A 13,721-nucleotide genomic window follows, 5' to 3' on the forward strand; every position below is an offset into this window, starting at 1 on the left:
TGAACGAGGGCCGGACCGGCAGAAAACGACTCAGACCGGTACGGCACGGAGAACCACCGTGAAATCTAAGGATCCCTCCGATCCTGGACCATCGACAGCTGTCACGCATCCATGCCCTGGATCTCAGACATATGTCTGAAGTGGTGCGAGAATGGCCGGGTGAAGGGCGATTATCAGGAGCTGGTCGACGAGATCTCCGCGCTGCTCGGCGTCCCCGCAACGCTGGAGAACCGGGATTTCGGCCTGGTCGCCTTCGGCGCGCACGACAGCGACGACGACACGGCGATGGACCCGGTCCGCACCCGGTCGATCCTGACCCGGCGCTCCACTCCGGCCGTCCGTGCCTGGTTCGAGGGCTTCGGCATCGCCCGGGCCACCGGCCCGGTCCGCATCCCGGCAGCCCCGGAGGCCGGAGTGTTCCGCGGCAGGATCTGCCTGCCGGTACGCCATCGGGGCGTCGTGCTCGGTTACGTATGGCTGCTCGACGCGGACCCCGGCCCGACCGACGAACAGCTGACCGCCGCGATGGACGTGGCGGCCCGGATCGGGGCGCTGCTCTCCGACGAGGCACGGGCCGGCGCGGATCTGTCCCGGGAGTTCGGTGCGGTGCTCACGGCGGGGCGGGGCTGGCAGCGCGACATGGCGGTCGCCGCGCTGCGCGAGGCGCTGGGCCCGGATGCGGACGGACTGCACACGGTGGTCTGCGTCACGCCGTGGCCGGACGAGACCCCGTCGGTGCGGACGGTGCCGTCCGCGGCGGCGCTGTCCACGGTCCCGTCACCGGCGGGGTCGGGCACCCTGTCGCTGGCCGCCCTGGTCCGGCTGCGCTCGCCCGAGGTGCTCGACCCGGCGACGGCAGCGGCCGACCGGCTGCGCACCACCGCCGGCCGGACGGCGACCGCCGGGGTCGCGGTCCCGCGCCGGGGCCTGCCGGAGCTGGCCGCGGCGTGGCACGAGGCGTCGGCTGCGGCCCGCGCGGCGGCGGCGGAGATCCGCTTCGGCCCGGTCGCCGACTGGACGGACATCGGCCCGTACCGCCTGCTGACCGCCCTCCCCCCGACCACGGACACCGCCCCGGACCCGGTGGTGCGCCCCCTGCTCACCCCGTCGCACGCGGATCTGGCCCGCACCGCCGAGGTGTTCCTCGACTGTGCGGGCCAGGCGAGCCGCACGGCGGGCGAACTCGGCATCCACCGCCAGACGCTGTACTACCGGCTGTCCCGGGTCGAGCAGCTCACCGGTCTGGATCTGAACGACGGCGAGGACCGGCTGCTGCTGCACATGGCACTGAAGGCGGCGCGGCTCTAAGGGCTGTCGGTGGAACGGGGCCGCGGAGCGCCGCCGTTCCCCTCAGTGGGCCACCCTCTCGTCCGTGCCCGGCACCTTCGCGGTGCTCAGCGCGATGCGGTTCCAGGTGTTGATCGTGAAGATCAGGGCCAGCAGCCCGGCCAGCTCGGACTCGTCGAAGTGGGCCGCCGCGCGGGCGTAGACGTCGTCCGGGACGCCGCCGCGGGAGACCAGGGTGACGGCCTCGGTGAGCGCGAGTGCCGCCTGCTCCTTCTCCGTGAAGAAGCGGGCGGCCTCCCGCCAGACGGCGACCATGTGCAGCCGCTCCTCGCTCTCACCCGCCTTGCGGGCGTCCGTGGTGTGCATGTGCAGGCAGTACGCGCACCCGTTGAGCTGGGAGGACCGGATCTGGACCAGTTCGACGAGGGCGGGGTCCAGGCCCTGGCGGGCGGCTGCGTCGAAGCCGATGAGGGCCTTGAACGCCTTCGGGGCCGCCTTGGCGAAGTCGATGCGGGGGATTCGGGTGACTGTTTCGTCGTTCGTCATGACCACTACGCTACGGAGCCGACCGACCTCCCGTAGGGTGCATTTCCGTGTCGGAATCCTGGGTCAATTCGGCGGAACGGATCGGCAGTGACCTGCTGCTGGAGCTGACCGGCCCCGGCAGTCGCCGAGCCGTTCTCATCCGCGCGCTGCGCGATGCCGTCCGGGCGGGCAGGCTGCCCCCGGGCACCCGGCTGCCGCCCTACCGCTCGCTCGCGGCCGACCTCGGCCTGGCCCGCAACACCGTCGCCGACGCCTACGCCGAACTGGTCGCCGAGGGCTGGCTGACCGCCCGTCAGGGTTCCGGGACCCGGGTCGCGCACCGCGCCGCCCCCGCCGCCCCGGCCCGTGTCCCGGCGAAGGCCCCGGCCCGTCCGGACCCGCCCGTGCACAACCTGCGCCAGGGCCGGCCGGACGCCGCGTCCTTCCCCCGTACCGCATGGCTCGCGTCCGCCCGCCGTGCGGTGAACGCCGCACCGAACGACGCCTTCGGCCCCGGCGATCCGCAGGGCCGCATCGAGCTGCGCCGCGCGCTCGCCGGCTATCTGGCGCGGGTCCGCGGGGTGCGCTGCACCCCCGAACGGATTGTGATCTGCTCGGGTTTCGGCCATGCGCTGCGGCTTCTGTTCGGTGCGGGGGTGGTGCGCGGCCCGCTGGCCGTGGAGTCGTACGGGCTCGGCTTCCACCGCCAGATCCTGACCGCGGCCGGAGTCCGCACGGTTCCGCTGACACTCGACGAACACGGGGCCCTCACCGGGGAGTTGTCGGGACTGCCGGGCGTACGGAGCGTGCTGCTCACCCCGGCCCATCAGTTCCCGACGGGCGGTCCGCTGCACCCGCAGCGGCGAACGGCCGTGGTCGACTGGGCCCGCACCCGCGGCGGGCTGGTCCTGGAGGACGACTACGACGGGGAGTTCCGCTACGACCGGGAGCCGGTGGGCGCCGTCCAGGGACTCGACCCCGACCGGGTCGTCCATCTCGGCTCCGTCAGCAAGAGCCTCTCCCCCGCCATCCGTCTGGGCTGGATGGTGCTGCCCGAGCACCTCGTCGGCGCCGCGCTGGCCGCCAAGGGGGAACGCGAGGGCCGGGCGAGCGTCCTGGACCAGCTCGCGCTCGCCGACTTCATCGAGTCCGGCCACTACGACCGGCACATCCGCCGGATGCGGCAGCGCTACCGGCGCCGGCGCGACCAACTGGTCGCCGCCCTGGCCGCGCACGCCCCGCACATCGCGCCCACCGGCATCGCCGCCGGACTGCACGCCGTCCTGCGGCTGCCGCCGGGCACCGAACGCTCCACCGTCAAGGCCGCCGCCTGGCAGGGCCTCGGCCTGGACCCGCTGGCCGACTTCCGTCATCCGGCGGCCACGATGCCCGCCGAGGACGGACTGGTCGTGGGCTATGCGACGCCACCGGACCACGCGTACGGCGCGGCGCTGGAGGCACTGTGCCGGGCACTGCCGCCGCCCGGTACCTGACCGGATGCCACGCCGGAGGACCGCTCCCCCTCAGGACCTGCGGCCTTCGAGGATCGCCCGCAGACCGTCCGTCAGATCCTGCGCCGAGGGTGCGCTCTCCTCGTCGACCATCCACTGCACCATCACACCCGCGAGCAGGGCCTGGCAGAACAGTCCGACGACGCGCGCCGTCTCGGGATCGGCTTCCGGATCGATGCCCAGCATGTTCTCGGCGAGGCCCGCGCGACCCTCCTGCTGCGGCCCGGCCAGGGCCTTCTGGAGCTCGGGGTCGGTGTCGATCCGGGACACGACCTCCATCTGGAGCTTCCAGATCGCCCGGCTCTCCGGGTAGCTGCTGATGACCTTGTCCCAGGCGGCACGGAACTGGTCGAGCGGCGCGGCGGGCGCACCGTCGTCCCCGGGTTCGCCGGCCGGCACGGTGACCCGGTCGCCCCACTCCTCGGTCAGCCGCAGGAAGGCCAGATTGAGCAGGGCCTCCTTGGAGCCGTAGTGGTAGCCGATGGAGGCGAGGTTGGTACCGGAGGCCGCCACGATGTCGCGTGCCGTCGTCCGGGCGTACCCCTTGTCCAGCAGGCAGCGCTTGGCGCCTTCGAGCAGATCTTCACGGTGTCCCATGACAGCAGCGTACCCGGCATGTAGACGTTCGTGTAAGACGTACGTCTACATGCCGGGTACGGCCTGATCGAGGGCTGCGATCAGTCGTTCAGGTTCACCGAGCGGGCCGAGGCCGCGCCGATCTCCTCGGCGATCTCGGCCAGGACCGAGGCCGGAACGCTGTCGTCGACGGTCAGGACGACCAGCGCCTCGCCACCCGCGACCGCGCGCGAGACCTGCATGCCCGCGATGTTGAGACCGGCCTCGCCGAGAATCTTGCCGACCGTGCCGACGACGCCGGGACGGTCCTCGTACCGCAGGACGACCATGTGGTCGGCGAGCGCCAGGTCCACATCGTGCTCGCCGATCGCGACGATCTTCTGGAGGTGCTTGGGGCCGGCCAGCGTGCCGGAGACCGCGACCTCCTCGCCGTTCGCCAGCGTGCCGCGGACGGTCACCACATTGCGGTGGTCCGGCGACTCGGAGCTGGTGGTGAGGCGGACCTCGACACCGCGCTCCTGCGCGAAGAGCGGGGCGTTGACGTACGACACCGTCTCGTCGACGACGTCCTCGAAGACACCCTTGAGCGCGGAGAGTTCGAGCACCTTGACGTCGTGCTGGGTGATCTCGCCGTACACCTCGACATCGAGGCGGGCCGCGACCTCACCCGCGAGCGCGGTGAAGATCCGGCCGAGCTTCTCGGCGAGCGGCAGGCCGGGACGTACGTCCTCGGCGATGACGCCGCCCTGGACGTTGACCGCGTCCGGCACGAGCTCACCGGCGAGCGCCAGGCGCACGGACTTGGCGACCGCGATGCCGGCCTTCTCCTGGGCCTCGTCGGTGGAGGCGCCGAGGTGCGGGGTGCAGACGACCTGGTCGAACTGGAACAGCGGGGAGTCCGTGCAGGGCTCCTTCGTGTACACGTCGAGACCGGCGCCGGCGACGCGGCCCTCCTTGAGGGCGGAGGCGAGCGCCTCCTCGTCGACGATGCCGCCGCGCGCGGCGTTGACGATCCGCACGGTGGGCTTCACCTTGTGCAGCGCCTCGTCGCCGATCAGGCCGAGCGTCTCGGGGGTCTTCGGCAGGTGCACGGTGATGAAGTCGGAGACCTCCAGCAGCTCGTCCAGCGCAAGGAGCTTGACACCCATCTGCGCGGCGCGGGCCGGCTGCACATAGGGGTCGTACGCGACGATCTTCATGCCGAAGGCCGACATGCGCTGCGCGACCAGGACACCGATGCGGCCGAGGCCGACGACACCGAGGGTCTTCTCGCTCAGCTCGACACCGGTGTACTTGGAGCGCTTCCACTCACCGTTCTTCAGGGCGGTGTTGGCCTGCGGGATGTTGCGCGCGGTGGCGACGAGCAGGCCGCAGGCGAGCTCGGCGGCGGTGACGATGTTGGAGGTCGGGGCGTTGACGACCATCACGCCGGCCTTCGTGGCCGCGGACACGTCGACGTTGTCCAGACCGACGCCCGCACGAGCGACGACCTTCAGCTTCGTCGCGGCGGCGATGGCTTCGGCGTCCACCTTGGTGGCGGAGCGCACCAGGATGGCGTCGACATCGGCGATCGCGGGAAGGAGCTCGGCGCGGTCCGCGCCGTTGCAGTGCCGGATGTCGAAATCCGGACCCAGGGCGTCAACCGTGGCGGGCGACAGCTCTTCAGCGATGAGTACGACAGGTTTCGAGCTCACGTGAGTCCTCACAAGTCCAGTGCGGACGGCCGTCCCGACGGCCGCAGGCGGTGGAGGGGCTTGCCGCGTGGAAGACGCACGACACTGTGGGCCTGACGCGTGTATGTGTGGAGCAGTGTAGTCATGCGCGACGGCGCATTCTGCACCCCGATGGAAGGATCACCCACACGGGGCTGGACGACTTGTACACACGTACGGCGCCGCCTCTTCCAGCGGTGATGCGGGAAAAGCGCGGCGGGGCGGGTCCGAAGACCCGCCCCGCCGCGAAGGACCTACGCGTCCTCGTCGTTGACCCAGCTCATGAGCTTCCGCAGCTCACGGCCGGTGGTCTCCAGCAGGTGGTCGCTGTCGGCCTTCTTGTACTCGTTGTACTTGGGCAGACCGTTGTGGTACTCGGCCATCCAGTTCTTGGCGAAGGTGCCGTCCTGGATCTCCGCGAGGACCTTCTTCATCTCGGCCTTGGTGGCGTCCGTGATGATCCGCGGGCCGGTGATGTAGTCGCCCCACTCGGCGGTCTCCGAGATCGACCAGCGCATCTTCTCCAGGCCGCCCTCGTACATCAGGTCGACGATGAGCTTCAGCTCGTGGAGACACTCGAAGTAGGCGATCTCCGGCTGGTAGCCGGCCTCGGTCAGGGTCTCGAAACCGGCCTTGACCAGAGCGGCGGTGCCGCCGCAGAGGACGGCCTGCTCGCCGAAGAGGTCGGTCTCGGTCTCCTCGGTGAAGGTCGTCTTGATGACGCCGGCGCGGGTGCCGCCGATGCCCTTGGCGTACGACAGGGCCAGCGCCAGGCCGTTGCCCGAGGCGTCCTGCTCGACGGCCACGATGCACGGAACGCCGCGGCCCTCCTCGTACTGACGGCGGACCAGGTGGCCCGGGCCCTTCGGGGCGACCATGCAGACGTCGACGTTGGCCGGCGGCTTGATGAAGTCGAACCGGATGTTCAGGCCGTGGCCGAAGAACAGCGCGTCGCCGTCCTTGAGATTGTCCTTGATGGACTCCTCGTAGACCTGGGCCTGGATCGGGTCCGGGACGAGGATCATGATGACGTCGGCCTCGGCGGCGGCCTCCGCCGGAGTCACCACGCGCAGGCCCTGCTCCTCGGCCTTGGCCTTGGACTTGGAACCCTCGTGCAGACCGACACGGACGTCGACACCCGAGTCACGCAGCGACAGCGCGTGGGCGTGGCCCTGGCTGCCGTATCCGATGACCGCGACCTTGCGGCCCTGGATGATGGACAGGTCGGCATCGTCGTCGTAGAACAGCTCGGCCACTGGGTCTTCTCCTTGGTGTGCAGGTGTTGCGTCCCACCGTACGGCGGGGTGCGCCGGTTACGTTTTCCGGTCTCGCCATACGAGCGGCGAGGGGGTAATGCCTTAAGCCGTACGGTCGAGGGCGCGCAGCGAACGGTCGGTGATCGAGCGCGCGCCGCGCCCTATGGCGATGGTGCCGGACTGGACGAGCTCCTTGATGCCGTACTGCTCCAGCATCTTGAGCATGGCCTCCAGCTTGTCGGCGCCGCCGGTCGCCTCGATCGTGACGGCCTCGGGGGAGACGTCGACGGTCTTGGCGCGGAACAGCTGGACGATCTCGACGATCTGGGAGCGGGTCTCGTTGTCGGCGCGGACCTTCACCAGGACGAGCTCACGCTGGATCGCAGCGGACGGCTCGAGTTCGACGATCTTGAGCACGTTGACCAGCTTGTTGAGCTGCTTGGTCACCTGCTCCAGCGGCAGGTCCTCGACATTCACGACAATGGTGATGCGCGAGATGTCGGGGTGCTCGGTGGTACCGACGGCGAGCGAGTCGATGTTGAAGCCGCGCCGGGAGAACAGGGCCGTGATCCGGGCGAGGACACCGGGCTTGTTCTCGACCAGGACGGAGAGCGTGTGCTTGGTGGACATGGAGTCGGTCTCTCTCAGTCGTCTTCGTTGTCGCCGAAGTCGGGGCGGACACCGCGCGCGGCCATGACCTCGTCGTTGGAGGTGCCGGCGGCGACCATCGGCCACACCATGGCGTCCTCGTGGACGATGAAGTCGATGACGACCGGGCGGTCGTTGATCGCGTTGGCCTCGGCGATGACCTTGTCCAGATCGGCCGGGTCCTCGCAGCGGATCGCGTGGCAGCCCATGGCCTCGGACAGCTTGACGAAGTCCGGCACCCGGGTGCCCTTCGCCGGGGCGCCCTCGCTGTCGGCTCCGGAGTGCAGCACGGTGTTGGAGTACCGCTGGTTGTAGAAGAGGGTCTGCCACTGGCGGACCATCCCGAGCGCGCCGTTGTTGATGATCGCGACCTTGATCGGGATGTTGTTGAGGGCGCAGGTGGTGAGTTCCTGATTGGTCATCTGGAAGCAGCCGTCGCCGTCGATCGCCCAGACCGTACGGTCCGGCATGCCGGCCTTGGCGCCCATCGCGGCCGGGACCGCGTAGCCCATCGTTCCGGCGCCGCCGGAGTTCAGCCAGGTGGCGGGCTGCTCGTACTGGATGAAGTGCGAGGCCCACATCTGGTGCTGGCCGACGCCCGCCGCGAAGATCGTGCCTTCGGGAGCGAGCTCGCCGATGCGCTGGATGACCTGCTGCGGGGAGAGGCTGCCGTCCTCGGGGAGGTCGTAGCCGACCGGGTAGGTGTCGCGCCAGCGGTTGAGGTCCTTCCACCAGGCGGAGTAGTCGCCGGTGTGTCCCTCGGTGTGCTCGGCCTGGACGGCCTGGACGAGGTCGGCGATGACCTCGCGGGCGTCACCGACGATCGGCACGTCGGCGGCGCGGTTCTTGCCGATCTCCGCCGGGTCGATGTCGGCGTGGACGATCTTGGCGTACGGGGCGAAGCTGTCCAGCTTGCCGGTGACGCGGTCGTCGAAACGGGCTCCGAGGGCGACGATCAGGTCGGCCTTCTGCAGCGCGGTGACGGCGGTGACCGAACCGTGCATGCCCGGCATTCCCACGTGCAGCGGGTGGCTGTCGGGGAACGAACCGAGCGCCATCAGGGTGGTGGTGACGGGCGCTCCGGTGAGCTCGGCGAGGACCTTCAGCTCCGCGGTGGCCCCGGCCTTCATGACGCCGCCGCCGACGTACAGCACCGGGCGCTTGGCCTGGGTGATGAGCTTGGCGGCTTCGCGGATCTGCTTGGCGTGCGGCTTGGTGACCGGACGGTAGCCGGGCAGGTCCTGGGTCGGCGGCCAGCTGAACGTGGTCTTCGCCTGCAGGGCGTCCTTGGCGATGTCGACGAGGACGGGGCCCGGACGGCCGGTGGAGGCGATGTGGAAGGCCTCGGCGATCGTGTGCGGGATGTCCTCGGCCCGGGTGACCAGGAAGTTGTGCTTGGTGACCGGCATCGTGATGCCGACGATGTCCGCCTCCTGGAAGGCGTCCGTGCCGATTGCCGCGGAGGCCACCTGGCCGGTGATCGCGACCAGCGGCACGGAGTCCATGTGCGCGTCGGCGATCGGGGTGACCAGATTGGTGGCGCCCGGGCCGGAGGTCGCCATGCAGACGCCGACCTTGCCGGTGGCCTGCGCATAGCCGGTGGCGGCGTGTCCGGCGCCCTGCTCGTGACGGACCAGCACATGACGGACCCGGGTGGAGTCCATCATCGGGTCGTACGCCGGAAGGATGGCGCCGCCGGGAATGCCGAATACCGTCTCGGCCCCCACCTCCTCGAGGGAGCGGATGAGGGACTGCGCACCCGTGACGTGCTCAATGGCGGCGGGGGACGATCCGCCCGTACGGGCCCGCGGCTGGGGATGGTGGGCCCCGGTGGCCTGCTCGGTCATCGGCATCTCTTCTCGAAAGCTGAGGGTTTTTGCGGGGTTTTGAGGTGTGTCAGTACAACAAAAAACCCCTCGTGCCGTGAGGCAAGCGAGGGGAGCGCGTCGGTGCGGTCTGCAGAGTGTCCGTGAGGGACTCCGCTTTCAGCCGACGCGCTTTCCAAGTACGAGAATTCGGGTGCGCATGGCATTGACCCTCTCTCCGACGCGCACGGCATGTCAAGTGGGTGGGATGCGCGTCTCAGAATGTGAGCTGGCGAGAAGCGAGGCCGAACCACCCGTCAGGACCGGCCGGTCGACGGGACCGCCGGGCACCGGGAACTCCCCGCGCACCAGGGTCCGGCGCAGCCGGTACTCGTCCAACGGCCCGGAGAAGGCCATCCCCTGACCATGCGTGCAGCCCATGGCGCGCAGCGCGAGGACCTGCTCCGGTACGTCGACCCCGTCCGCCACGGACTGCAGCCCGAGGTCGCAGGCGATCCTCAGCAGCCCACTGGTGATCTTGTGCAGCCGGGCCGACTCGACGACGCCCTCGACGAGCCCGCGGTCCAGCTTCAGTACGTCGATGGGCAGCCGGCGCAGCGCGTTGATGGCGGCGTAGCCGCTGCCGAATCCGTCGAGCGCGATCCGTACGCCCAGCCGGCGCAGCGCGACGAGGCGCTGTTCGAGCTCCTCGAAGGAGACCCGGGGGTCGTTGTCGGAGACCTCGATCATCAGCGCTCCCGAAGGCAGGCCGTGCCGGGTGAGGAGCGCCTCGACGGAGCCGAACGGCATCGCCTTGTCCAGCAGCCGCCGGGCGGAGAGCCGGACGGCCACGGAGACCTGGTGCCCGGCCCTGGCCCGGTCGGCGGCCTGCTCGACGGCCTCTTCGAGGAGCCAGCGGCCGAGCTCGGCGGTGCGGTCGCTGTCCTCGGCGACGCGGAGGAACTCGGCCGGGGTGAACAGGATGCCCTGGGCGGAGCGCCAGCGGGCCTGCGCGGCGACGGCGGCGACGGTGCCGGTGGCGAGATGGACCACGGGCTGGTGGAGCAGCGCGAACTCGCCCTCCCGCAGGGCGGTGCGCAGCCGGGCCGCGAGTTCGGAGCGCCGTACGACGTCGGCCTGCATCTGCGGGGCGTACAGCTCGACGCGGTCCTTGCCGGCCGCCTTGGCGCGGTACATGGCGAGGTCGGCGTTGCGCATGAGGTCGGTGGGGGTGATGGCGGGCTCGGCGAAGGCGACACCGATGGACGCGGCGACGCGGACCTCGCCGCCGCCGATCCGGTACGGCTGCGAGAGCGTGAGGCGCAGCCGGTCGGCGATCTCGTGGACCTGGTACTCCCGGGCGCCCTGGTCGCGCGTGCCGTCGCCGATGATGAGCGCCGCGAATTCGTCGCCGCCGAGGCGGGCGGCGGTGTCCCCCGCCCGTACGGACTCCTGGAGGCGGCGGGCGGCCTGGACGAGCAGCTCGTCGCCCGCCTGGTGGCCGAGACGGTCGTTGACCGACTTGAACCCGTCGAGGTCGATGAAGAGCACCGCGGTGCCCGGGTCGCCGGCGCGGCGGCCGCCGAGGGCCTGGCGGACCCGCTGGGTGAACAGGGCGCGGTTGGGCAGCTCGGTGAGCGGGTCGTGCTCGGCGTTGTGCTGCAACTGGGCCTGCAGCCGCACCCGTTCGGTAACGTCCCGGCTGTTGAGGATCAGCCCGCCCTGGTGACGGTTGACGGTGGACTCGACGTTGAGCCAGTCACCGGTGCCCGACCTGAACCGGCACTCGATCCGTGTGGTGGGCTCCTCGCTGGGCGGTGCGGCCAGAAACCGCCGCACCTCGTGGACCACGCGCCCCAGGTCCTCGGGGTGAATGATCGAGGCGAGCTCGGAGCCGACGAGATCGTCGGCCTCACGCCCGTAGACCCCGGAGGCTGCGGGGCTGACGTACCGGAGTATGCCGGTGGGGGCGGCGATCATGATGACGTCGCTGGAGCCCTGGACCAGCGAGCGGAAGTGGTTCTCCTTCTGCGCCAGTTCCTGCGTGAGCGCGATGTTGTCGACGAGCATGATGCCCTGCCGGACGACCAGGGCGAGCACCACCAGGCAACCGGTGAGGACCACGACGTGGTCCACCCGGCGGCCCTCGATGACGTTGTAGAGGATGCCGAGGGTGCAGACGGCGGCGGCGAGATACGGCGTCAGCGCGGCCAGTGATCCGGCGATCGGCCGGCTGGTGGCGCGCGGGGAGGGGTGCGGCTGGACAGCGTTGTCGCGCGTCCGGTTCGCGCCCCAGGGGGCGTACGCGAGCAGCAGCGAACCGGCGAACCACCCGGCGTCCAGCAGCTGGCCGGAGTGATAGGTCTGGCGCAGCAGCGGCGAGGTGAACAGCGCGTCGGAGAGCACGGTCAGGGCGAGCGCGGCGACGGCGGTGTTCACAGCGGAGCGGTTGACGTTGGCCCGCCGGAAGTGCAGGGCGAGCACCATGGAGACCAGCACGATGTCGAGCAGCGGATAGGCCAGCGAGAGCGCCGCGTGGGCCACGCTCGCCCCCTGGGCATCCGCGAGATGCGCGGTGTGGGCGAGGGCGAGGCTCCAGGAGAGCGTGAGGAGCGATCCGCCGATCAGCCAGGAGTCCAGCATCAGACAGACCCAACCGGCCTTGGTGACAGGACGTTTGGCGAGCACGAGCAGACCGACGATGGCGGGCGGCGCGAAGCAGAGGAAGAAGACGTCGGCGAGGGACGGGCTGGGGACCGGGACGCCGAGCACGACCTCGTAGTAGCCCCAGACGGCGTTCCCCCCGGCCGCCATCAGCGAGGAGAACGAGAACAGCAGCCAGGCGGGCCGAAACCGGTTGCACGCCGTGTGTGCGTAGACGAAGCAGGAGACGGCGGCGATCAGGGCGGCGGCACTGAGGCCGAAGTCACCCATGACCAGAGCCAGTTCGGGCGAGCCCCAGCCGAAGGCCGCCCCCACGGCGTAACCTCCGCAGACCAGGCCGAGGAAGATCTGCGAGACCAGCCCGGACACTCCGCCGATGGCAGGCTGCCGGGAACGGAACGCCCCGAGAGCGCTTTCCGGGGCGCTCACCGAGGTGTTCCCGAGGTCGTCGGATGGGTGCGGGCACGGCGAGATGGGCGCCCCGGCGGTCTCCGTCGACCGCCCTGCCGCGTCGGATCGTTCGTCCATCGGCCGTACATCGCCCGTCGCCCCCTCGCGTTCCGCTGCCGCCCCCGCACCGTCTCTTCCACGGCACAGCCCCATTCGGGACGATACACCAGACCCGTCACAGAGGGACATAGTTCCTCTACTCTCCGTGACCGATCAAGCCGCTGTCGGCACTGTGCGCAGCGAAACGGATTCGCAGCGTGGTCAGTCGGTGGTGAGCACCACGTTGTGTACCGGCTCCCCCGCGGCGAACCGGGTGAGCTGGCCGGCCAGCAGCCGCCTGGCCCGCGGCAGGAACGCCGAGGTGCTGCCGCCCACATGTGGCGTGATCAGGACGTTCGGAGCATGCCAGAGGGGGTGGCCGGCGGGCAGCGGTTCCGGGTCGGTGACATCGAGGGCGGCCCGCAGCCGACCGGACTCGAGTTCGGACAGCAGGGCCTTGGTGTCCACGACGCCGCCCCGGGCGACGTTCACGAGCAGCGCGCCGTCCGGCATCGAAGCGAGGAAGTCGGCGCTCACCAGCCCTTGCGTGGAGGGGTTCAGCGGAGTGGACAGAATGACGATGTCGGCTTCGCGCAGCAGTGCGGGCAGGTCGTCGAGTGTGTGTACGGGGCCGCGTGTGGTTGTCCGCGCGGAGCGCGCGACGCGCGCCACCCGCGCACACTCGAAGGGCGCGAGCCGGTCCTCGATGGCGGCGCCGATGGATCCGTACCCCACGATCAGCACGGACTTGTCGGCGAGCGCCGGGTAGAAACCGGCCCGCCACTCCTCCTTGTCCTGGCCGTGGACGAACCCGGGAAGGCCACGCAGCGAGGCGAGGACCAGCGCGAGGGCGAGCTCCGCCGTCGAGGCCTCGTGAACCCCCTTGGCATTGCACAGCCGCACCCCGGCGGGCAGCAGGCCCAGCGCCGGCTGGACGTGGTCGATGCCCGCGGAGAGCGTCTGCACGACCCGGACCGACCCCATTTCAGCGAGCGGGCGGACCGCGATCTCCGGACCCTTCATGTAGGGAACGACATAGAAGGCGCAGTCCGCGGGGTCGGCGGGGAAGTCCTGCGCACCGTTCCAGAGGCGGTAGTTGAGACCCTCGGGAAGTCCTTCGATCTCATCGGCCGGAATCGGCAGCCATACATCGGGCGTCGTCGTAGAAGTCATGGTCAGGAGGCTATGCGAAGCCCGGAGGACGGCAGAGGCTACTTTGGGATGCGGTGTGGTCCCGTGACGGCGGGG

At 70.4% G+C, this 13,721-nt stretch carries 10 protein-coding genes; 2 read left to right on the forward strand and 8 right to left on the reverse strand.

Annotation, left to right across the window (positions count from 1 at the left end; translation table 11 throughout):
* Positions 1-159: 159 nt before the first annotated feature.
* Positions 160-1,308, forward strand: a complete 1,149-nt coding sequence (locus OG878_RS12980; protein ID WP_328886936.1) for a PucR family transcriptional regulator — start codon at positions 160-162, stop codon at positions 1,306-1,308.
* Positions 1,309-1,350: 42 nt separating this feature from the next.
* On the opposite strand, the gene OG878_RS12985 is transcribed toward OG878_RS12980, so the two are convergent.
* Positions 1,351-1,833, reverse strand: coding sequence for a carboxymuconolactone decarboxylase family protein (locus OG878_RS12985; RefSeq protein ID WP_328886937.1), 483 nt, complete (start codon positions 1,831-1,833; stop codon positions 1,351-1,353).
* Positions 1,834-1,880: 47 nt separating this feature from the next.
* On the opposite strand from OG878_RS12985, the gene pdxR reads away from it, so the two are divergent.
* Entirely contained in the window at positions 1,881-3,305 is a 1,425-nt protein-coding gene (pdxR, locus tag OG878_RS12990; RefSeq protein WP_328886938.1) for a MocR-like pyridoxine biosynthesis transcription factor PdxR, read from the forward strand.
* A 30-nt stretch (positions 3,306-3,335) separates the two neighbouring features.
* Here pdxR and OG878_RS12995 read toward each other — a convergent pair whose 3' ends face one another.
* The 7 genes from OG878_RS12995 to OG878_RS13025 form a co-directional block, all read right to left on the reverse strand.
* Entirely contained in the window at positions 3,336-3,920 is a 585-nt protein-coding gene (locus OG878_RS12995; RefSeq protein ID WP_328886939.1) for a TetR/AcrR family transcriptional regulator, read from the reverse strand.
* A gap of 80 nt (positions 3,921-4,000) precedes the next feature.
* Entirely contained in the window at positions 4,001-5,593 is a 1,593-nt protein-coding gene (gene serA, locus OG878_RS13000) for a phosphoglycerate dehydrogenase (RefSeq protein ID WP_328886940.1), read from the reverse strand.
* A gap of 272 nt (positions 5,594-5,865) precedes the next feature.
* Positions 5,866-6,867, reverse strand: a complete 1,002-nt coding sequence (ilvC, locus tag OG878_RS13005) for a ketol-acid reductoisomerase (protein ID WP_326817806.1) — start codon at positions 6,865-6,867, stop codon at positions 5,866-5,868.
* A 102-nt stretch (positions 6,868-6,969) separates the two neighbouring features.
* Complete coding sequence (gene ilvN / locus OG878_RS13010; RefSeq protein ID WP_018553223.1) at positions 6,970-7,497, reverse strand: acetolactate synthase small subunit; 528 nt, start codon at positions 7,495-7,497, stop codon at positions 6,970-6,972.
* 14 nt (positions 7,498-7,511) lie between these two features.
* Positions 7,512-9,368 carry an acetolactate synthase large subunit gene (locus tag OG878_RS13015; RefSeq protein ID WP_328886941.1) on the reverse strand — a complete coding sequence of 619 codons (1,857 nt, stop codon included), beginning with the start codon at positions 9,366-9,368 and terminating at the stop codon, positions 7,512-7,514.
* 207 nt (positions 9,369-9,575) lie between these two features.
* On the reverse strand, positions 9,576-12,413 hold the full coding sequence (locus OG878_RS13020) for a putative bifunctional diguanylate cyclase/phosphodiesterase (RefSeq protein WP_443049100.1): 2,838 nt from the start codon (positions 12,411-12,413) through the stop codon (positions 9,576-9,578).
* A gap of 282 nt (positions 12,414-12,695) precedes the next feature.
* Positions 12,696-13,646: a 2-hydroxyacid dehydrogenase gene (locus tag OG878_RS13025; RefSeq protein WP_328886943.1), complete on the reverse strand. Its 951-nt coding sequence runs from the start codon at positions 13,644-13,646 to the stop codon at positions 12,696-12,698.
* Positions 13,647-13,721: the final 75 nt, after the last annotated feature.

The organism is Streptomyces sp. NBC_00316, from assembly GCF_036158715.1.
GTDB lineage: Bacteria > Actinomycetota > Actinomycetes > Streptomycetales > Streptomycetaceae > Streptomyces.